Genomic DNA, 19,730 nt, shown 5'->3' with positions numbered 1-19,730 from the left:
ACCGTCATCGAAATTCGAATTCCTGGTGCTATCTTGAGGATTGTCCGTTTCCACCGCTAACGAAACACGCAGGAAACAAGCGGTGTGAACAATGCCGAGAGCAGTGCCGTCGGGCACGGCCGTGGTGCTCGATGGAAGGTGGTTGCGCGTGGGCGGTTATCTTGCACGCAGGTTGCTGAATTACGTCGTCCTGCTGATCATCGCGACGTTTCTCACGTACTTGCTGGCCTCGCTCACGTTCGATCCACTGTCGAATCTGCTCAGCCGCAACCCGCCGCCGTCGGATGCTGTACTCGACGCCAAGCGTGCGGCACTGCACCTCGACGACAATCCGGTGTTGCGGTATCTGAAATGGCTGTGGGCGGTACTGCACGGAGACTTCGGGCAGACCATCGCTGCAGGCTCGGTCAACGACGAACTGTGGCGACGCATCCTGGTCTCGCTGCGGTTGGTCGTGCTCGGCACCGTCCTCGGTGCGGTACTGGGAACCCTCGTCGGTGCGTACGGTGCCGTCCGGCAGTACAAGATCTTCGACCACGTCGCAACGGTGGTGACGTTCATTCTCATCAGCACCCCGATCCTGGTTTTGGCCCCGGTGCTCAAGTACCTTGCTGTACAGGTGAATCAGAGCACCGGCAGTCAGTTCTTCCAGTACACCGGTGAAACGTCGACGACGCTCGCCCCCGGTCTGATGAACGAAATTGTCGACCGCGCACAGCATCTGCTGCTGCCGACCGTCGTCTTGATGCTGTTCACCATCGGTGGGTACAGCCGGTACATGCGCAGTTCGATGCTCGACGAGCTGAACATGGACTACATCCGTACTGCCCGCGGCAAAGGACTCACCCGCGGGCGCGCAATCTTCAAGCACGGCTTCCGTACTGCGTTGATCCCGATGGCCACACTGTTCGCATTCGGTATGGGTGCGGTGATCACCGGCGCGACGTTCACCGAGCGCGTGTTCGGCTGGTACGGCATGGGTGACTGGCTGATCTACGGCATCACCAGTCAGGACATCAACATCACGCTCGCGGTCTCGCTCTTCACTGCGCTGTCGGTCCTGGTTTCCGGAATGTTGACCGATATCTTCACTGCTGCTTTGGATCCGCGCGTTCGCTACGCGGACTGACCCACCACTTCGAGTAGAGGAAAGGACCGGCGATGGCGACACCTGTGGTTCCCGAGATCGCTGCGGTCGAGGGCCCGATCGATTCGTCTGCCCCGATCACCCGTCGGCGGTTGGTGCTGCGCCGGTTCCTGCGTAACCGGCCGGCGCTGGTGGGCATCGTGGTCCTTCTCGCGATGTTCGTCGGCGCGTTCGTGCTCCCGCATTTCATCCCGTTCACCTACGAGGAACTCGACGCGTACGCGCTCAACTCGCCGCCGACCACACGACACTGGTTCGGCACCAATCAGATCGGCCAGGATGTTCTGGCTCAGACGCTGCGCGGTCTGCAGAAGTCGCTGATCATCGGCATGCTCGTCGCGCTCATTTCCACGGTGCTTGCCGGCGTCGTCGGCGCGGTGGCGGGGTACTTCGGCGGTTGGACCGACCGTGCGCTGATGTGGGTCGCCGATGTATTGCTCGTCGTACCCAGCTTCCTGGTGATCGCTATCTGCTCTCCGTTGTTCCGCGACAAGAGCTTCTTCATCCTGGTGCTGCTGCTCGCGGCCTTCGCGTGGATGATCACCTCACGCATCATTCGCGCGATGACGCGGTCCCTACGTGAACGCGAATTCATCCGCGCCGCAAAGTACATGGGCGCAACACCGAGCAGCGTAATCGGCAAGCACGTGCTGCCGTCGATGGCCTCCATCCTCATCGTCGACGTCACGCTCAATGTGGGTATCGCCATCATCGGGGAGGCATCGCTGAGCTACTTCGGCTTCGGTGTCCAGCGACCCGACGTCTCGCTCGGCACGCTGATCGCAGACGGTACGTCGTCCGCGTTGACGTATCCGTGGCTGTTCGCGTTCTGCTGTGGCGCACTGGTTTTGATCGTGCTGGCGACGAATTTCGTCGGCGACGGTCTGCGCGACGCATTCGATCCGAATTCGACGAGGGGACAGGCACGTGGCTGAGACAGTGCCGGTGTTGAAGGTCAGCGGACTCGAGGTCAGCTTTCCCAGCGAGGAGGGCCGCGTCACCGCAGTGCGAGGCTTGGACTACCAGGTCGACAAGGGCGAGGTCATGGCCATCGTCGGCGAGTCCGGCTCGGGCAAGTCGGTGTCGTCCCTCGCGGTCATGGGTTTGCTCCCGGAGTCCGCACGTGTCACCGGATCCATCGAGCTGAACGGGCGACAGTTGCTCGGCTTGTCCGACCGCGAAATGTCGCGTGAGCGTGGACGTTCGGTGGCGATGATCTCGCAGGATCCGCTGACGGCGTTGACGCCCATCTACCGCATCGGCGACCAGATTGCCGAAGCGATCTCTGTGCACAACCCGTCGCTGAGCAAGGCGAAGGTCCACGACCGCACCCTGGAACTGCTCGATCTGGTCGGCATCGCCGATCCGAGAACACGGGCAAAGTCCTACCCGCACGAGTTCTCCGGGGGGATGCGCCAACGCGTCGTCATCGCGATGGCTATCGCAAACGATCCCGATCTCATCATCGCCGACGAGCCGACCACGGCCCTCGACGTGACGATCCAAGCCCAGATCCTGGATCTGCTGCGCACGGCCCGCGACGTCACCGGCGCAGGCGTCGTATTCATCACCCACGACCTGGGAGTCGTTGCCGGCGTGGCCGATCGGGCCATGGTCATGTATGCAGGTCGCGCTGTCGAGACCGCGCCGGTCGACGAGTTGTACGCACACCCGTCGATGCCCTACACCGTCGGCTTGCTCGGCTCCGTGCCTCGCCCGGATCGTCCCGCGCAGGAGCGGCTGGTGCCCATCGAGGGCACTCCACCTGCCCTGGTGAACCTGCCGACGGGATGCCCCTTCGGGCCTCGGTGCCCGTTGCACACGGAGGCCTGTGACAAGGGCGAACCGCCGTTGATCGAGGTTGCCCCGAATCACAGGGCGGCGTGCATCCGCGTCGACGCGGCGACGGCCGAGTCGGTGGAGGCCGAGTTCGAGGGTGCCCCACGGTCTGAGGCCCCGGCGGAGTTGGTGGTGACGGTGTCCAAGGACGCTCCGGTGCTGTCGGTGACCGACCTGCACAAGAGCTACCCGATGTTCAAGGGTTCCGTGCTGCGGCGTCGGGCTGGGGAAGTGCCTGCCGTGCAGGGCATCAGCTTCGATGTGCATGCGGGGTCCACACTAGCGATCGTCGGTGAGTCCGGGTGCGGAAAGTCCACGACTCTCCTCGAGATCATGGAATTCGTGGAGCCGCAGCAGGGTTCGATCAAGATCAACGGCGTAGAGCCCTACAGCCTGAGCCGCGCCGAGCAACGAAAGTTGCGCGCCCACATCCAAATCGTGTTCCAGGATCCGATGGGCTCGCTAGACCCGCGCATGCCGGTGGGGGAGATCATCGCCGAGCCGCTGAAGATCAACGGCGTCCCGGTCGACGAGCGAACCCGCCGAGTTCGAGAACTGATGGATACCGTCGGAATGCGTCCCGAGCTCGCGGATCGGTATCCCACCCAGTTCTCCGGCGGGCAGCGCCAACGAGTCGGCATTGCACGGGCTTTGGCGCTGAAGCCGTCGATCCTGGTGCTCGACGAGCCCGTGTCTGCTCTCGACGTGTCGATCCAGGCGGGTGTGCTCAACCTGCTGCAGGATCTGCAGGAGGAGCTCGGTCTGGCGTATCTGTTCGTCTCGCACGACCTTTCGGTGGTGCGTCACCTCGCCGACGAAGTAGCGGTGATGCGCAACGGAGTGTTCGTCGAGAAGGGTCCGACGGAGCAGATCTTCGACGCACCGAAGGACCCGTACACGCGGGCGCTACTCAAAGCCATCCCCATCCCCGATCCCGTGCTCCAACGAGCCCGAATCGCCGAGGCCGCAGCACTGGCCGACGCCATCTGACCCTGCAGGTTACGTGCACACTGAGAAAGGTGAATTGATGAGAGCCAAGCTATTTCGGGCACTGGTCCCGATCGCGGTGGCCGTGACCACTGTGGGACTGGTGGCGGGGTGCAGCTCGGGTGACACCGGGCCGAACGCCGATGCGCCCGCGTCCTTCGAGAGCGGAGCGCAGATCAACCCGCATCCCATCAGCGATCTCCAGCAGGGCGGAAACATGAACTTTCCGCTCTCGCAGGTGCCGACCAACTACAACTACTACCAAATCGATGGCACGACGGTCGATGCGGCACGGTACTACCTGGCATTGATGCCGAGGGCATTCAATGCTGCAGCCGATGCAAGCCTGACGGTCGCGACGGATTTCTTCACCGACATCACCGAGTCCGAGGTCGACGGCAAGCAGGTCATCACGTACAACATCAACCCGAAGGCCAAGTGGAGCACCGGGCGTCCGTTGGACTACACAGACCTCGTGGCAACGTGGACTGCCAACAACGGTAAGGATCCGGCCTACGAGGCGTCCAGCACCGCTGGCTGGGACAAGGTCGAGTCCGTCGTCCGCGGCGAGAACGACCAGCAAGTCATCCTGACCTTTGCCGAGAAGTTCGGTGACTGGCGGTCGTTGTACGAGCCTCTGATGCCGGCTGAGTCCATGGCCAGTGTCGACGCATTCAACACCGGATCTGTGAGCACGATGCCGGCCACCGCAGGGCCGTTCCGTATCCGGACCATCGAGCCCGGTGGCAAGCGCATTGTCGCTGAACGCAACCCGGACTGGTGGGGTGAAAATCCCGCAGTGCTCGACACCATCACGTACCTGCCACTCGATTCGACAGCGTCCGTCGGCGCGTTGCAGAGCGGCGAGATCGACTACTACGAACTGGGCAGCAGCGCAGATGCATTCAAGGTTGCCCGCGGTATCCCGAACGTCGACCTGCGGCAGAGCCTCGGGTCCCAGTACCGCCACTTCGACTTCAACGGTGCTCCCGGACGCATCACGTCGGACAAGGCGGTCCGGTTGGCTCTGATGAAGGCGATCGACCGCGACTACCTGGCCACCTCGCAGCTGGGCCAGATCACCTCGAACCCGACGGTGCTGAACAGTCATATCTACGTCGACGGACAGAAGGGCTACCAGGCCAACAACGGAGACATCACGTTCGATCCGGAGAAGGCGAAGTCCGAACTCGACGCGGCCGGCTGGACGATGAACGGTGAGTTCCGCTCGAAGGACGGTCAGCAGCTCGATCTGCACGACATCATTCCGGCCGATACCCCGAATGCGACGCAGGAAGCGCAGATCATCCAGCAGAACCTCAAGGCTGTCGGTGCCAATCTCATCATCGATGCGGTGCCGTCGGACGACTTCTTCGAGAAGTACATCCTGGTGGGTGCCTTCGACGTCACCCACTTCACCTGGGAGGGAACGCCGTACACGTCCAGCAGTGACGGCATCTTCCGTTTGACGCCCGGCAGCACGCTGCAGAATTACGGCCAGGTCGGGTCCGAGGAGATCAACGGACTACTCGACAAGGCTGCGGGCGAGCTCGACGACGAAGCACGTATCGCCGACTACAACGAGGCGGACAAGGCGATCTGGGCCGAAGGCCACAGCCTGACGCTGTTCCAGCGTCCGTTCACCTACGCGACGAAGTCCAATCTCGCCAACTTCGGCGCTCCAGGATTCGGCGACATCGACATGTCGAAGGTCGGGTTCCTGAAATAGACAACGGGCTCGAATATCCGGTCGGTGTCGCGGCAATCACGCTGGTTGTCGCGGCATCGACCGCTGTCGTCACCCCGCTCGGCCTGGTGGTTGCGCTCGTCGTGCTTATCTGGACGGGTTGGTCGGTGGGCTCGGCCTTGTTGGCCGAACGATCCGCAGCACGCTCTGGGAACCGAATCGCTTTGCGTCGTGTTCGGTTTCAACACCGCATGCGTTCGCGCGGGTATGTGGAGGTTCAGGAGGGCGCCGGGCGGGCCTGGTATCCGGTGTACTTCCACACCGGTCTTCTCGGATTGGTCCCCGGCGCCGAAGCGAAGGTCGGTAGGTCGTTTCTCGGACACCGCGCTTTCGTCGTCGAACCGGGGATCGTTGCGTTGCCCTCCGGTCGGCGGCGATCGACCTTACCGCCGGGAACACCTCTCGATGCCCCGCGCCTCAACGACGCCGATCTGCGCAGGCGCAGCGCCAGATTCGGTTCGCTGCGTCGTCGGATCATGCTCGACGCCCCCGCAGCAGTGGCCGGCCCGTTCATCGGGCTGCTGTGGTTGATCGTCGACGGTGGGGGCTTTGCACAATTTCTGGCAGTAAGTCTGTTGGCAGCTGTCACCGCGATCTGGTGGTCGGCGATCGCCGGCAGCGACCCCAGTTGAGTCGCTGAGCAATTCGCGTGACGCGCGTTCGTAACTGCTGAGAAACACCCCTGATCCACGTTCGATATTCGGACAATTCAGGAGGCAGCATGGCGCAGTCGATGGCAGAGCACGCAGCGGAAACGATCAGCAAAGGAATCGGTCGACGCGGCTTCATTCGGGCGGTGGCAGCGATGAGCGCAGGGGCTGGTTTGGCAACTACAGCAGCGTGTTCGACGTCCTCGACCACTATCGCGGCAACAAGCTCATCGGCTCCGGTAGCGCCCGCGGGTGCCATTCTCAACCCAGGATCGGGCGACATCTCGGGGGACCACTACCTGAGCTCCGAGGTCGACAAGGTTCTGTGGGGCTACGTCCCGACCGTCGAGTCGGAGTCGGTATTGCAGATGAAGTCCGGCGAGACCGTGACCATCGATGCGCTCAGCCACGAGGGCATTCTCGAGGACCAGGGCCGCGATCCCGTCGAATTCTTCGGCGGCAAAGGCGTTTCGGAGTCCGACGTCCTCCAGGACGCCATCGACATTGCCAGCGGATACGACAGGACGGTACGCAACTTCGACGTCGACGGACCGCACGTCGTGACCGGTCCGGTGTTCGTGGAGGGCGCTCAGCGCGGAGACGTTCTCAAGATCGAGACACTCGAGGCCGTTCCGCGGGTGCCGTACGGCGTGGTGTCGAGCAGGCACGGCAAGGGCGCTCTGGCGGTCACAGCGTCCGGCGAGGCACCGGCGGGCATCGGCCTGGACGAGGTGATGCCGCCGATCGGAAGCGACGGCAGGAAATCGGGTGACCCGACGCAGTACGGCAACGTGTCCACGTTCACGGCCGTCGAGGACGGGCAGGGCGTAATGCGGTACGGCGATGCGGCCGTGCGCTTTCCGCTGCGCCCGTTCATGGGCATGATGGGCGTGGCGTTCGCCAGCGACCCAGGTCTGACATCCCCGAATGCCAACTCGATTCCCCCGACGCTCGGCGGCGGCAACATCGACGTCGGTCTGCTCGGCGTCGGCTCGACGTTCTACCTTCCCGTGTTCGCGGAGGGCGCGCTGTTCTACGTCGGCGATCCGCACATGGCGATGGGTGACGGTGAGGTAGCGCTCACCGCGATGGAGGGGTCTCTGCGCGGCACCTTCCGCCTTACGGTCTGCAAGGCGGGCAGCGGTGACGCGCCGTCCGTCGCGTACTCGTATCCCTTTGCCGAGAACGAGGACTCGTGGATTCCGATCGGCCTATCAGATCCGGACGGGGCCGTCGGCGGCCAGAGTTCGGACCTGAACGCAGCGATGCGTCGGGCTGTGGTCAATGCTCTCGACTTCTTGGAGACCGATCTCGGCATGGATCGAGCGACGGCGTATGCGTACCTCTCCGCTGCCGCGAACTTCACCGTCTCGCAGGTGGTCGACAAGACCGTCGGCGTGCACGGACAGATCTCGAAGGCGCACTTCGACCGGTAGTAGTGCGCCTGCGGCGCAGTGGTGCGGGTAAGTGCCTCTGCGGGCACATAATCACGCCACTGCGCGTAGCGCACCTCAGCGGTGCGCGGTAGCGATGAAGTGACGTGTTGCGGCGTCGACGATGTCTGCAGGTGCGATGTCGATTTCGTCGTTCAGCCAGGCGATCACGAGTTCGGCAAGTCCACCGATGAAGAGCAGACCGTTGATCTCGGACTGTGGTTGCGGCCAGGCCTTCTCGCCGTAGAGTTCGCGCGACTGTTCGGCCACCAGATGAGCGAAGCCGCGCAGGGACTTTCGTCGGTATTCGCGGAGGGAGTCGACGGCCAGCGATTCGATCATCGCAACCCGGCCCTTGCGGCGGTCCTCGGTCAGGACGCCGACGAACGCGGTCACCGCGTTGTGTACCTTCTCGTCGACGGTCCGGGCGGGGGAGTGCAGTGCATCCAGCGCTGCGGTCCGTATCTCGGCGGACACCGATTCCACGACCTGCTCGAGCAAGTCGTCTCTGCTGGTGAAGTTTTGGTAGAAGTAGCGCTCGGTGAGCTTGGCGTGTGCGCAGATCGCGGTCATGGTCGCACCCTTCGCTCCGGATGCCGCGAATACCTCGAGGCCGGCGTCGAGCAATCTCGCTCGGCGGTCGGCCGCGCGGTCGTCGGCGCTCATGCCGTTGTAGCGACGCGTCGTAGGGGGCATGGGTAGATCTTGACAGAGACCGTGACTGTGACGCAGACTACATCTTATCTGACATGACACCATGTCAGATTGACGGAGGTCGACAATGGCACGTGCTCTGGCTGCTCCACCCGCAGATTCAGTTCTCCAACCGGTGTTCGGCGATGGCGGTCTTCCTGTCGTCGGGCACACACTCGAGTACATTCGCGACCCTCTGAAGCTGCTCGGTAGTCGGTGGGACAAGTACGGCGAGGTCTCGTGGATGACAATGGCCGGGCAGAAGTGGATCACCGTTCTCGGCCCCGATGCGTGTCAGCAAGTACTGCAGAACGCGGACAAGGCGTTCGCCAACGGTGACGGCTGGTCGCTGTTGATCGGGCCGTTCTTCCACGGCGGGCTGATGCTGCTCGACTCCGAAGAGCATCTACGTCATCGACGAATCATGCAGCAGGCCTTCACTCGGGACCGGCTGACCAAGTCCGTCGCAGCGTTGAATCCAGTCACAGCAACGGGTTTGGACGCGTGGCAGCCGGGCCGCGACTTCCAGGTCTATCCGGCGCTCAAAGCGCTGACGCTGGACGTCGCGACGAGCATCTTCATGGGCGGTGCGGAGGGAACGACGCACGCCGACATTGCGGAGCTCAATGCGAGTTTCATTGCCTGCGTGCAGGCCGCCACGTCGATCGTGCGCTATCGGGTTCCGGGCACGCGGTGGAAGCGAGGTTTGGACGGCCGAGCGGTGCTCGACCAGTTCTTCCGCCGCTACCTCCCGGCCCGTCGAGCCACCGAGACCGACGACCTCTTCTCGGTGTTGTGCCACATCGAGGGTGACGACGGAGAGCACTTCTCCGACGACGAAGTGATCGACCACATGATCTTCCTGCTCATGGCTGCGCACGACACGTCGACGATCACGCTGTCGACGATGATGCAGTACCTCGGCCAGCATCCGGAGTGGCAGGACAAGTGCCGGGCCGAATGCGAGGCGCTGGGTACCGATTCCCCGTCGTTCGCGCAACTCGACGAGCTGACCAACGTCGATCTGGTGATGAAGGAGTGCTTGCGCCTGGTCTCGCCCACGCCGGTAGTGGCCCGCCGTGCCGTGAAAGACACGGAGGTGCAAGGCAAGTTCGTCCCCGCGGGAACGTATGCCTCTGTCGCGCCGCACTTCACGCATCACATGGAGCAGTACTGGCCCAACCCCGAGCAATTCGATCCCGGGCGGTTCGCCGCCGATCGCCGCGAGGACAAGGTGCACCGCTATGCGTGGGAGCCGTTCGGTGGTGGCGTCCACAAATGCATCGGCATGTTCTTCGCCGGGGCAGAGATCAAGACGATCATGCATCACTTGCTGCTGCGGTTCGACTGGACGGTCGACCCCGATTACGTTGCACCGCTGAACTTCACGTCGCTGCCCTTCCCGGAGGACGGGCAGCCCGTGCAGCTGAGACGGCGTTAGACCGATCCGGCGCGGTCGGTGAGCCAGCCGATGATGTCGGCGGTGACCTCGTCACGGTTGGTCTCGTTGAGGATTTCGTGGCGGGCACCGGGGTACAGGGTGACGGTCACATCGCTCATGCCGGCCTCGCGGTAGCGGGACGCCAGTGTCTCGATCAACTGACCGCCGCCGGCGAGTGGGTCGTCCGTTCCCGACGTGATGAGCAGGGGGAGGTCCGAGCGGATCTGCTCCAGGTTGTGGGGATCGGCGAGCTTCTCGGCCTCACCGAACAGCGCGGGCACCGTCGACTCCGGAAGATCGAAGCCGCACAGTGGATCTGCCACGTAGGCGTCCACCTCGGCCTCGTCACGCGAGAGCCACTCGTAACCGGTGCGGTGCTCGAAGGCGGCGTTGAACACGCTCAGGTCCCCGGCGGGGGCGTCGGCCATTCCGGCGGCGAGGACGTCGAGTGTCGTCGAGCCGGACAGCACCACACCCTCGTACAGATCTGATCGCTCGATCAGAACATGCTGGGTGGCAAAGGATCCCATGGAATGAGCGAACAAGAACAGAGGCAGGTCGGGGTAGTCGGTCAGCAGTGATTCGCCCAGTTGCTCGATGTCTGCCCACAGGCCGGCGAATGCGGCGGCCCCGAAATCGCCGGGGGTGTCCACGATCGACTGGCCATGGCCGCGGTGATCCGACGCGACGACGTGGAAGCCGGCGTCGTTCAGCGCGGCAGCGAAGCGTGCGTAACGACTGCCGTGCTCGGCGAGCCCGTGTGCGATCTGTACGACACCGCGAGCAGGATCGGCGGACGTCGCCCAGGTATAGGTGCTGATCTCGAGGTCGTCCTGCTTGGATACGAACGACGAAGCGTTGGCCACGGAAATCTCCTTGGTGCGGCGAGAGGGTCGAGACACGAACCTAACTCTTACGCCTCGTACATCGGAGCAAAATGCTCGACGACGGGGAACGGATCGTAGAAGTGATGCAGTAGCGCCTTCCACTGCTGATACTCGTCGGAACCACGAAAGCCGTCGGTGTGGTCTTCGAGTCGTTCCCACTCCACCAACAGCAGGTAGGTGTTCGGTTGCTCGATGCCCTGCGAGAGGGTCAGATTCACGAACCCCGGCATCGACGCGATGATCGATTTCGCGTCGGCGAACGCGGTTTCGAACTCGTCGGTTCGGTGGGGGATGACATGCAGCAGGGCGTGTTCGATGATCATCGAGACAGTATGACCGCAGCAGAGCGATGCTCCCCGAGCAACTGCCCGGGGAGCATCGGCGAGTACGGCTACTTGGCGGAGACTCGGACGAGCTTCTTGTTCACGAATTCGTCCATGCCCCACGGTCCCAGCTCGCGGCCGACGCCGGAGCGCTTCACACCGCCGAACGGCAGGCCAGGCAGTGTGGTGCCGTGCTCGTTGACGAAGGCCATGCCCACCTCGAGGCGTTCTGCTACGTCCCGGGCCTTGTCGAGGTCTGCGCTCCACACCGACCCACTCAGTCCGTAGGGGGAGGAGTTCGCCAATTCGATTGCCTCGTCGGCGTTCTGGACCTTGTAGATGACGCCTGCGGGGCCGAACAGTTCCTCGGTGTAGGCCCGCATGTCCGGCGTGACGTCGGTCAGCAGGGTCGGCTGCACGTACGCACCCGGTCCGTCGATCTTCTTGCCACCGGTGAGCAGTGTCGCGCCCTTGGACACCGCGTCGTCGATCTGCTCGATCAACGTGTCGGCAGCGGTCTGCGACGACAGGGGACCGAGGGTGGTGTTGGCATCCAATGGATCGCCGGTTTGCACAGCCTCGAAGGAGGTGACCAGTTTGGCGACGAATTCGTCGTAGACGTCCTCGGCGACGAGTATGCGCTTGGCGGCATTACAGGCTTGGCCTGCGTTGGACAGGCGCGCGCGGGTTGCGGATTCGACGGTGGCGTCCATGTCCGCGGAGTCGAGCAGGATGAACACATCCGAACCACCGAGCTCGAGCACGACCTTCTTGAGGTTGCGCCCGGCCGTCTCGGCTACGGACGTTCCGGCCCGCTCACTTCCGGTGAGCGAGACGCCCTGCACGCGGGCGTCGGCGATCATGTCGGCGATCTGCTCGTTGGTCGCGAAGATGTTGATGTACGCGTCTTCGGGCAACCCGGCCTGCCGGAAGATCTCTTCCATCAGCAATGCCGATTGCGGGCAGTTCGGTGCATGCTTGAGCAGAATCGTGTTGCCCACCATCAGGTTCGGGCCGGCAAATCGGGCTACCTGGTAGTACGGGAAGTTCCACGGCATGACGCCGACGAGCGCGCCCACGGGCTTGCGCTGCAGCACACTGATTTCCGCTCCGGGCACGTCGAGTGTCTCGTCCTCGAGAAAGCGGGGGCCGTTGTCGGCATAGTAACGGTAGATGTTCGAGGACAGTTCGACCTCGCCCTGAGACTCGGTCAGTGGCTTGCCCATCTCGAGCGAGATGGTGCGGGCCAGTTCGTCGGCGCGCTCGACATACAGGTCGGCGACCTTGTGCAGGATGTCTGCGCGATGCTCGGGTGAGGTCTTGCGCCACGTCTGGAAACCGGCGTGCGCATCCGCGAGGGCGCGCTCGATGCCGGCCGAGTCGAGAGTTTCGAATTCCTTGACGGTTGTGCCGTCGGCAGGATTGACAGTCTTGTAGGTCGTCATACTCGGTTCAACGGACGGCGAGGCCGATGTTGTTCCTAATCGGGCAAATCGGATGGCCCGACGGTGGTCAGGGGCGGGACCGAGCACGGTCTCGAAATCCATTGAGCGCCCTACTGGTCGGTAACTTGGATGCGCAGATGGAGTGATACCCCACTGCCCCCCACAGCGGCGAGAACGAAGATTAAAGTTGAGGACGAACGCATCCAAAAGACGACGTCGAAACTGAGGCAAAGGCGAAACATGACAGCGAAGAAGCCGACCATCATCTATACCCTGACCGATGAGGCGCCGATGCTGGCGACTCACGCGTTTCTGCCGGTCATACGTTCTTTCGCCAGCGCGGCCGGCATCGACGTCGAGTCCAGTGACATCTCGGTTGCGAACCGCATCCTCGCCGAGTTCCCCGATTACCTCAACGAAGACCAGCGAGTGACCGACAACCTCGCCGAGCTGGGCAAGCTCACGCAGCTGCCCGACACCAACATCATCAAGCTTCCCAACATCAGTGCCTCCGTTCCGCAGTTGCTGACCGCGATCAAGGAACTGCAGGACAAGGGCTACGCGATCCCCGACTTCCCCGGGAACCCGAAGACCGACGAAGAGCGCGAAATCCGCGACCGCTACACCAAGTGCCTCGGCAGTGCGGTCAACCCCGTTCTGCGCGAGGGCAATTCGGATCGCCGCGCACCCAAGGCCGTCAAGGAATTCGCGCGCAAGCACCCGCACAGCATGGGTGAATGGTCGCCGGCGTCGCGCACCCACGTTGCGCACATGCGCCACGGCGACTTCTACCACGGCGAGAAGTCGATGACCGTCGAGGGCGACCGCGAGGTCAAGATGGAGCTGCTGACCGAGGGCGGCGAGACCATCGTCCTCAAGGAGAAGGTGTCGCTCACCGACGGCGACGTCATCGACAGCATGTTCATGAGCAAGAAGGCGCTCATCGAGTTCTACGAGGAGCAGATGGAGGACGCCTACAAGACGGGCATCATGTTCTCCCTGCATGTCAAGGCCACGATGATGCGGGTCTCGCACCCCATCGTCTTCGGGCACGCCGTCAAGGTCTTCTACAAGGACGCGTTCGCCAAGCACGGCGACCTGTTCGAGGAGCTCGGCGTCAACGTCAACAACGGCCTCTCGGACCTCTACAGCAAGATCGAGGCACTCCCCAGCGCGCAGCGCGAGGAGATCATCGACGACCTGCACAAGTGCCACGAGACTCGTCCGGAGCTGGCGATGGTCGACTCCGCACGCGGAATCTCGAACTTCCATTCGCCCAGCGACGTCATCGTCGACGCGTCGATGCCTGCGATGATCCGCAGCGGCGGCAAGATGTGGGGCGCGGACGGTCGGCCGAAGGACACCAAGGCCGTCAGCCCGGAGTCGACCTTCTTCCGCATCTACCAGGAAATGATCAACTTCTGTAAGACCAACGGACAGTTCGATCCGACGACGATGGGCACAGTTCCCAACGTCGGCCTGATGGCGCAGAAGGCCGAGGAGTACGGCTCGCACGACAAGACGTTCGAGGTCCCTGCCGGTGGCGTCGCGAACATCACCGACCTGGCGACGGGCGAGGTTCTGCTGACGCAGGACGTCGAAGAGGGTGACATCTGGCGTCTGTGCATCGTCAAGGACGCGCCGATCCGCGATTGGGTTGCCTTGGCAGTGCGACGCACCCGTGAGTCCGGAATGCCGGTCGTCTTCTGGCTCGACCCGTACCGCCCGCACGAGAACGAGCTCATCGGCAAGGTACGCAAGTACCTGAAGGATCACGAGACCGAGGGCCTCGACATCCAGATCATGTCGCAGGTACGGGCGATCCGCTACACGATGGAACGTCTCATCCGCGGGCTCGACACCATCTCCGCGACCGGCAACATTCTGCGTGACTACCTCACCGACCTGTTCCCGATCCTCGAACTCGGCACCAGCGCGAAGATGCTCTCCATCGTTCCGCTGATGGCCGGCGGTGGACTCTACGAGACGGGTGCGGGCGGCTCGGCCCCCAAGCACGTCAAGCAGCTCATCGAGGAGAACCACCTTCGCTGGGATTCGCTGGGTGAATTCCTGGCTCTCGCAGTCAGCCTCGAGGACCTGGGAACCAAGACCGGTGACGTCAAGGCGACCATCCTCGCCAACGCACTCGACTCGGCCACCGGCAAGCTGCTCGAAAACAGCAAAGGGCCGTCGCGCTCGACCGGTGAACTCGACAACCGTGGCAGCCAGTTCTACCTCGCCCTCTACTGGGCACAGGAACTCGCCGAGCAGACCGAGGACACCGAGCTGGCCAAGCACTTCGCAGCTCTGGCAAAGACCCTCGCGGAGAACGAAGAGAAGATCGTCGGCGAGCTCAACGCGGTACAGGGCAACCCGGTCGACATCGGTGGGTACTACTACCCGGACCCCGAAGCCACCGCCGCAGTGATGCGTCCGTCCTCGACGTTCAACGAGGCACTGGAGTCGGCGAAGCAGTAGTACTTCTGCCTGCTTCACCACCCCCCTTCGGGATGAATGGCCCATTCACGCGCTCAGACGTTGTGAATGGGCCATTCATTCGTTCGGGGGCAACAACTTTCGGACTTAGCAGCAGCCGCCAGCCGTCCGGGGTCTACAGTTCGCCCCCGGTTGGGATCAATGCGACATTCACGCGTTCAGACGTTGTGAATGGGACATTCATGCGCTCGCGTGGCCGGTCTCCGCACTCGGAAGTGCCGGCAGCGCCACCGGATACAACTGAAAGCTTCCGCTCATTCCCTTGAGTTCGACGTCGCGGGGCGTCCCCAGAGTCAGGCCGTCCGCCCTGGCGATGGCGTTACGCACCGGCTCGCTGACAAGAATTTCTCCGCCCTCGGCTTGGTTCGCCACTCTCGCCGCCATGGCCACGTTGAGTCCGAACAGGTCGTCGCCTCGACGCACCGAGCTGCCGACGTGCACGCCCATGCGCACGCGGATGCGGTCCCACCGATCTGGGTTCTTCAGCAGAGCTTCTTGGACTTCCACTCCGCAGCGCACGGCCTCGGCCGGGTCGGAGAAGGCGATCATGTAACCGTCGCCCTGGCTCTTGACCACGTGTCCGCCGTGGTCGTCGACGTGTTTGCGGATCAGCTTGTTGTGCTTCTCGAGCAGTTTCACCCAACCGCGGTCGCCCAGTTCTTCGTTGCGGGCGGTGGACCCTTCGATGTCGGAGAACATGACCACGATGTCGCCGTCGGCGGTCATGCGTGCCAGGTCGGGGCGTTCGACCTTGGCCCAGCCCGCGAGGTCTTCGACGGAGTTGCGGACGGTCGCGCCGAATCCCTTGTTGATGAGTAGGTCCGTGGTGTGGAAGGCGGTTCTGATCGCGAAGGGCACCAGGCCACGTCGCTTACGGCGTTGCTGCGATTCGAGAGCGCGGTCGAGTGCTCGGCGCGTGTGCTTCAACTTTCGTCGAGACACGATGAGAACCACACCGAGCGCGATAATGGCGGCGAGCTCGACTCCGGCAACTATCCACAGGATCACGTTGCTCATCCTCGCCTGTCGGCGGTGTCCGTGGTTGCACAACCCACCGCGAACTGCTTCCGATAGGCCGTCGGCGTGACGGCGAACGCCGAGTGGAAGTTCTGACGCAGGGTGACGGCGCTGCCGAATCCGCACGAGGCAGCGATGGTCTCGATACTGTGGCCGGTCGTTTCGAGTTGGCTGCGGGCGGCGTCGAGCCGCTGGTCGAGTATCCAGCGCGCGGGCGTGGTTCCCGTCGCATACTGAAATTGCCGGATGAAGCTGCGCCGGCTCATGCGTGCCCGCTCGGCAAGGCGCTCGATCGGCAGGGGCTCGGCCAGTCGCTCCAGCGCCCAGCTCTGGACGTCGGCGATCGCGGAGTCCTCGGATGCCTCGATCACCGGCCGTTCGATGTATTGCGCCTGACCGCCGTCTCGATGCGGTGCGACGACGAGGCTGCGTGCCACCCGCGTTGCTGCTGCCGCGCCGAGGTGTTTGCGGACTATGTGCAGGCAGGAATCGATCGACGACGCCGTGCCCGCGGAGGTCATGACGTCACCGTGGTCGATGTAGAGCACGGACTCGTCGAGGCCGATCTGCGAATTGCGATCGCGCAGTTCTGTCATCTTGGACCAATGGGTGACGGCGGGACGTCCGGCGAGCAGTCCGGTGTCGGCGACGGCGAACGACCCCAGACACAATCCCGCGATTTGGGCTCCCCGTCGGTGAGCGCCTCGAAGAGCGGTGGACAGGTGAGTGCCGATGTGTGGCAACGACTCCGGCCACGACGTCACGATCACGATGTCGGCCCAATCGGCGATGTCGGGGCCTTCGATCTCGCCGACGGGGAAGCCCTCCTCGGTGCGGATCGACCCTGGCTCGTCGGACCACACCCGCGTCTCCCAGTCGGGGGCCAGCCCGAGGCGCGTCACCTCGCCGAACACCATCAACGGCGCGGCGAGGTGGAACATGGTGATGCCGTCGAACACGTACAGCGCGATGCGCATGAATCTCCGATCGACGAATTGGCGCAATTTCATCGAAAGTATGCATCCGTGCCACTCGTGAACGCAAGGTCGGTGCCGAAGTATGGGTATCGACCGAATACGCCACCTGAAGGAGAACGTTCATGACTGCACCGCGTAGAGCCCTCATCGTCATCGATGTACAGCAGGAATACTTCGAGGGAGTTCTGAAGATTCAGTACCCGCCTCGCGACGAGTCGCTGGCCAACATCGTTCGTACCATCGAAGCGGCTGTGGCGCAGGATGTTCCGGTGGCCATCGTGCAGCACGAGATGCCCGAGGGCTCGCCTGCTTTCGTCAAGGGAACCCCGACGTACGAACTGCATCCCGACATTCAGGCCGTCGTGCAGCCATCCTTCGAGCGGGTCGAGAAGCAGTACAGCAGCGTCTTCGCTGGCACCGACGTGGCGAAGTGGTTGCAGGGCAACAATGTCGACACCGTCACGATCGTCGGATACATGACCAACAACTGCGATCTCGCCACCAGCGCCGACGCCGAAGCGCTGGACCTGGCCGTCGAGATTCTGTCCGACGCCACCGGCGCGATCAACCTCTCGAACGAGGCGGGGACAGTCTCAGCCGAACAACTCCACAAGGCGCTGATGGTGCTTTACCAGTCCAATTTCGCAGCGGTGGCGACGACCGACCAGTGGATCGACGCGGTCAAGAACGGAAACGGGCTCACGGCAAACAATCTGGTGGTCTCGGCTGCGCAAGGCAATGACGCGGTTGGTACCGCCTGAGTCCACGACAGGCGGTCTCATTTCCATCAGATCGGGTGTCCGTCGTCAGTCGATTATCTTCGCCGCCCGAGCTGCACGTATCCACTCCGGGAATTCGCTGAGGATTCGTTCGTACAGCTCGGCGTCGGAGACTTTGTCGATGTCGTCGAGCGCGAAGAACCCGGCGTTGTCGATGAGCCGGCCTTCCATGGTGTCCAGCCTTTCGAGAACGCCGTAGTTCGCTTTGCCGACACCGATGAACTGCCAAAAGATGGGCGCGCTCGACGCCGTCCGCATGAAGCTCGCGATCGGCCCGCGTTTGGTGAAGCCACCGTCGGTGAAGAACAGCACCAACGTGGGCTGACGAGAGACGACCGTGGACAGGATCTGATTCATGATCGGCAGTTCGTCGTTGGTTCCGCCGATCGACGAGTAGTCGATGCCGCCATGGTGGCCGTACAGGTGGAGGTAGGTGTCGGCCCAGGAATCTGTGTCGGCGACGGTGATGACTGGCAGCTGCGCGTACCACGAGCCGTAAAGGTAGGGTTCGAGCTCGCCGTCGTCGTCGAGCTGGGTTGCAACCGGAACCATTCGTTCGACAACTCTGTGCACTACGCGCGTCGAGTACTGCTTACTCATGCTGCCGGTTTTGTCGATGACAAGAATGATCCGAGCCCGCAGTCCCACAGCATCTTTCGTCAGCAACACCTTGTGTACATGTTTCTTGCGGAGATCGAGCTTCTCGCGTTTGACCATCGAGAGCTGTTCCTCGCCCGCTACGGAACGCACTGTCAGGGTATCGGTGTCCTCGACGTCGACCCCGTGTTCGCGGACGAGATCGGCAAAGCCCGCGTCCCAGCCGGCGCTCACGTTGCGCACCTTCCAGTCGTCGCCGCGGCGATAGATTTCGACCAGAACTGCTGCAGTTTCCGTCGTCAAACCCGATGCTGGACTGACGATGTCGCTCGACCTGACGGTCATTCCGGCGCGAGTCGACAGTGCGCTGTCCGATGCAACCGCAACGACGATGGCCTCGACATCGGTGGGCACGAGACGCAGGTCGATGCTCAACGACCGCGTCGATGACAGCCGGACCGCGCCCTCGGGCGACGATGGCTGATTGAAGAACACGAAGTCGTCGTCGTTGCGTACTTTTCGACCCGTGTTCACCTGGAACGCAAGTAGGTCGACACCGTTGGCATCGTCGACGATGACCTCGAACGCTCGTGCCTCGATCAGGGCATTCCCGCCTCGTATCAGGGTCGTCATAGTGTCCTTTCGGTGTCGCTGGAACACATCAGGCCAGACTAGTGGCGGCACGAAATGGTTCACGAGCTGGTGCGAAAGCCGCCGCCTGAATGAATGTCAGACCGGCGTCGCCGGCGAGTGGGAGATCCCAACGTGCTGCCATCCACACCAGGTGGGTTGGCAGTTGACCCAGCGCAGGGCAACGACGCTGTCGCCCAGTTTGTCATTACGATGGCGAGTGTGACGGCACGCGCGATAACGGACCAGACGCTCGGCGCATGGGTGATCAAGTGCAATCCGCACAAGACCGACCTCGCACCAATGGTCGAAGCCGGACGTGCGCACGAGAATTGGTGCGTCGCGAACAACTATCGAACTCGTCTGATGGCACCTGGGCAGCCGGTGTTGTTCTGGGTCAGCAGCCACCCGCGGCGCGGGATCTGGGGTGCGGGTCGGTTGACCGGCACCCCGGTCCCCGGCCCCCAGTGGAAGGTCTCGACGAACATCACGCTGTTCGATGAGCCGATCCTCGCGTCGGATCTGCAGGCCGTTGCGGAACTGTCGACGCTCGAGGTGTTCCGGTCGCCGCAGCAGTCCAATCCCTCATGGGTCGACGCGTCCGCGTGGGCAGTGATCCGACAGATGCTGCCTCTCGAATGA

At 63.0% G+C, this 19,730-nt stretch carries 17 protein-coding genes; 10 read left to right on the top strand and 7 right to left on the bottom strand.

Going from position 1 to position 19,730, the window contains the following annotated elements; genetic code table 11:
* Positions 1-148 precede the first annotated feature (148 nt).
* From CH268_RS12935 to CH268_RS12910, 6 genes are all read left to right on the top strand, one after another.
* Complete coding sequence (locus tag CH268_RS12935; RefSeq protein WP_032364425.1) at positions 149-1,129, top strand: ABC transporter permease; 981 nt, start codon at positions 149-151, stop codon at positions 1,127-1,129.
* A 32-nt stretch (positions 1,130-1,161) separates the two neighbouring features.
* Positions 1,162-2,082 (top strand): ABC transporter permease, encoded by a 921-nt coding sequence (locus CH268_RS12930; protein ID WP_027497844.1) that lies wholly within the window; start codon positions 1,162-1,164, stop codon positions 2,080-2,082.
* Positions 2,075-3,976: an ABC transporter ATP-binding protein gene (locus CH268_RS12925; RefSeq protein ID WP_094664479.1), complete on the top strand. Its 1,902-nt coding sequence runs from the start codon at positions 2,075-2,077 to the stop codon at positions 3,974-3,976. Before CH268_RS12930 ends, CH268_RS12925 begins: the two co-directional genes overlap by 8 nt.
* A gap of 37 nt (positions 3,977-4,013) precedes the next feature.
* Positions 4,014-5,702 (top strand): ABC transporter family substrate-binding protein, encoded by a 1,689-nt coding sequence (locus tag CH268_RS12920; protein ID WP_032384933.1) that lies wholly within the window; start codon positions 4,014-4,016, stop codon positions 5,700-5,702.
* Positions 5,703-5,911: 209 nt separating this feature from the next.
* Entirely contained in the window at positions 5,912-6,352 is a 441-nt protein-coding gene (locus CH268_RS12915; RefSeq protein WP_141215041.1) for a hypothetical protein, read from the top strand.
* A gap of 89 nt (positions 6,353-6,441) precedes the next feature.
* Positions 6,442-7,806: an acetamidase/formamidase family protein gene (locus CH268_RS12910; RefSeq protein WP_094664475.1), complete on the top strand. Its 1,365-nt coding sequence runs from the start codon at positions 6,442-6,444 to the stop codon at positions 7,804-7,806.
* A 75-nt stretch (positions 7,807-7,881) separates the two neighbouring features.
* Here the strand turns inward: CH268_RS12910 and CH268_RS12905 are convergent, their stop codons facing one another.
* Positions 7,882-8,499 (bottom strand): TetR/AcrR family transcriptional regulator, encoded by a 618-nt coding sequence (locus CH268_RS12905; RefSeq protein ID WP_176457938.1) that lies wholly within the window; start codon positions 8,497-8,499, stop codon positions 7,882-7,884.
* Positions 8,500-8,584: 85 nt separating this feature from the next.
* Here CH268_RS12905 and CH268_RS12900 point away from each other — a divergent pair, with 85 nt between their 5' ends.
* Entirely contained in the window at positions 8,585-9,937 is a 1,353-nt protein-coding gene (locus CH268_RS12900) for a cytochrome P450 (protein WP_094664471.1), read from the top strand.
* Here CH268_RS12900 and CH268_RS12895 read toward each other — a convergent pair.
* The 3 genes from CH268_RS12895 to CH268_RS12885 form a co-directional block, all read right to left on the bottom strand.
* Positions 9,934-10,803, bottom strand: coding sequence for an alpha/beta fold hydrolase (locus tag CH268_RS12895; protein ID WP_094664469.1), 870 nt, complete (start codon positions 10,801-10,803; stop codon positions 9,934-9,936). The genes CH268_RS12900 and CH268_RS12895 overlap by 4 nt on opposite strands.
* A 47-nt stretch (positions 10,804-10,850) precedes the next feature.
* Positions 10,851-11,147: an antibiotic biosynthesis monooxygenase family protein gene (locus CH268_RS12890; RefSeq protein ID WP_094664467.1), complete on the bottom strand. Its 297-nt coding sequence runs from the start codon at positions 11,145-11,147 to the stop codon at positions 10,851-10,853.
* A 68-nt stretch (positions 11,148-11,215) separates the two neighbouring features.
* Positions 11,216-12,592: an NAD-dependent succinate-semialdehyde dehydrogenase gene (locus tag CH268_RS12885; protein WP_094664465.1), complete on the bottom strand. Its 1,377-nt coding sequence runs from the start codon at positions 12,590-12,592 to the stop codon at positions 11,216-11,218.
* 240 nt (positions 12,593-12,832) lie between these two features.
* On the opposite strand from CH268_RS12885, the gene CH268_RS12880 reads away from it, so the two are divergent.
* Entirely contained in the window at positions 12,833-15,070 is a 2,238-nt protein-coding gene (locus tag CH268_RS12880; RefSeq protein WP_094623253.1) for an NADP-dependent isocitrate dehydrogenase, read from the top strand.
* 198 nt (positions 15,071-15,268) lie between these two features.
* On the opposite strand, the gene CH268_RS12875 is transcribed toward CH268_RS12880, so the two are convergent.
* Both CH268_RS12875 and CH268_RS12870 read right to left on the bottom strand, forming a co-directional pair.
* A complete protein-coding gene (locus CH268_RS12875) occupies positions 15,269-16,105 on the bottom strand; it encodes an adenylate/guanylate cyclase domain-containing protein (RefSeq protein WP_176457937.1) in 837 nt (278 codons plus the stop codon).
* Positions 16,102-17,082: a GlxA family transcriptional regulator gene (locus CH268_RS12870; protein ID WP_094664463.1), complete on the bottom strand. Its 981-nt coding sequence runs from the start codon at positions 17,080-17,082 to the stop codon at positions 16,102-16,104. The genes CH268_RS12875 and CH268_RS12870 overlap by 4 nt, the downstream gene beginning before the upstream one ends.
* A gap of 122 nt (positions 17,083-17,204) precedes the next feature.
* On the opposite strand from CH268_RS12870, the gene CH268_RS12865 reads away from it, so the two are divergent.
* Entirely contained in the window at positions 17,205-17,843 is a 639-nt protein-coding gene (locus tag CH268_RS12865) for an isochorismatase family protein (protein WP_094664461.1), read from the top strand.
* 45 nt (positions 17,844-17,888) lie between these two features.
* Here the strand turns inward: CH268_RS12865 and CH268_RS12860 are convergent, their stop codons facing one another.
* Positions 17,889-19,091, bottom strand: coding sequence for a vWA domain-containing protein (locus tag CH268_RS12860; RefSeq protein WP_094664459.1), 1,203 nt, complete (start codon positions 19,089-19,091; stop codon positions 17,889-17,891).
* Positions 19,092-19,310: 219 nt separating this feature from the next.
* Between CH268_RS12860 and CH268_RS12855 the strand changes: the two genes are divergently transcribed.
* Complete coding sequence (locus CH268_RS12855) at positions 19,311-19,730, top strand: EVE domain-containing protein (protein WP_255182382.1); 420 nt, start codon at positions 19,311-19,313, stop codon at positions 19,728-19,730.

The sequence above is a fragment of the Rhodococcus sp. 06-1460-1B genome, assembly GCF_002258475.1.
GTDB classification, from domain to species: Bacteria; Actinomycetota; Actinomycetes; order Mycobacteriales; family Mycobacteriaceae; genus Rhodococcoides; species Rhodococcoides fascians.
This window is presented reverse-complemented; position numbering and strand designations above follow the sequence as displayed.

Bases quoted from the DNA above. Each gene is read 5' to 3' on its own strand.
- CH268_RS12930 (WP_027497844.1), top strand. From the start codon at position 1,162: ATGGCGACACCTGTGGTTCCCGAGATCGCTGCGGTCGAGGGCCCGATC.
- CH268_RS12885 (WP_094664465.1), bottom strand. From the start codon at position 12,592: ATGACGACCTACAAGACTGTCAATCCTGCCGACGGCACAACCGTCAAG.
- CH268_RS12890 (WP_094664467.1), bottom strand. From the start codon at position 11,147: ATGATCATCGAACACGCCCTGCTGCATGTCATCCCCCACCGAACCGAC.
- CH268_RS12875 (WP_176457937.1), bottom strand. From the start codon at position 16,105: ATGAGCAACGTGATCCTGTGGATAGTTGCCGGAGTCGAGCTCGCCGCC.
- CH268_RS12920 (WP_032384933.1), top strand. From the start codon at position 4,014: ATGAGAGCCAAGCTATTTCGGGCACTGGTCCCGATCGCGGTGGCCGTG.
- CH268_RS12910 (WP_094664475.1), top strand. From the start codon at position 6,442: ATGGCGCAGTCGATGGCAGAGCACGCAGCGGAAACGATCAGCAAAGGA.
- CH268_RS12870 (WP_094664463.1), bottom strand. From the start codon at position 17,082: ATGCGCATCGCGCTGTACGTGTTCGACGGCATCACCATGTTCCACCTC.
- CH268_RS12865 (WP_094664461.1), top strand. From the start codon at position 17,205: ATGACTGCACCGCGTAGAGCCCTCATCGTCATCGATGTACAGCAGGAA.
- CH268_RS12900 (WP_094664471.1), top strand. From the start codon at position 8,585: ATGGCACGTGCTCTGGCTGCTCCACCCGCAGATTCAGTTCTCCAACCG.
- CH268_RS12905 (WP_176457938.1), bottom strand. From the start codon at position 8,499: ATGCCCCCTACGACGCGTCGCTACAACGGCATGAGCGCCGACGACCGC.
- CH268_RS12860 (WP_094664459.1), bottom strand. From the start codon at position 19,091: ATGACGACCCTGATACGAGGCGGGAATGCCCTGATCGAGGCACGAGCG.
- CH268_RS12880 (WP_094623253.1), top strand. From the start codon at position 12,833: ATGACAGCGAAGAAGCCGACCATCATCTATACCCTGACCGATGAGGCG.
- CH268_RS12915 (WP_141215041.1), top strand. From the start codon at position 5,912: ATGCGTTCGCGCGGGTATGTGGAGGTTCAGGAGGGCGCCGGGCGGGCC.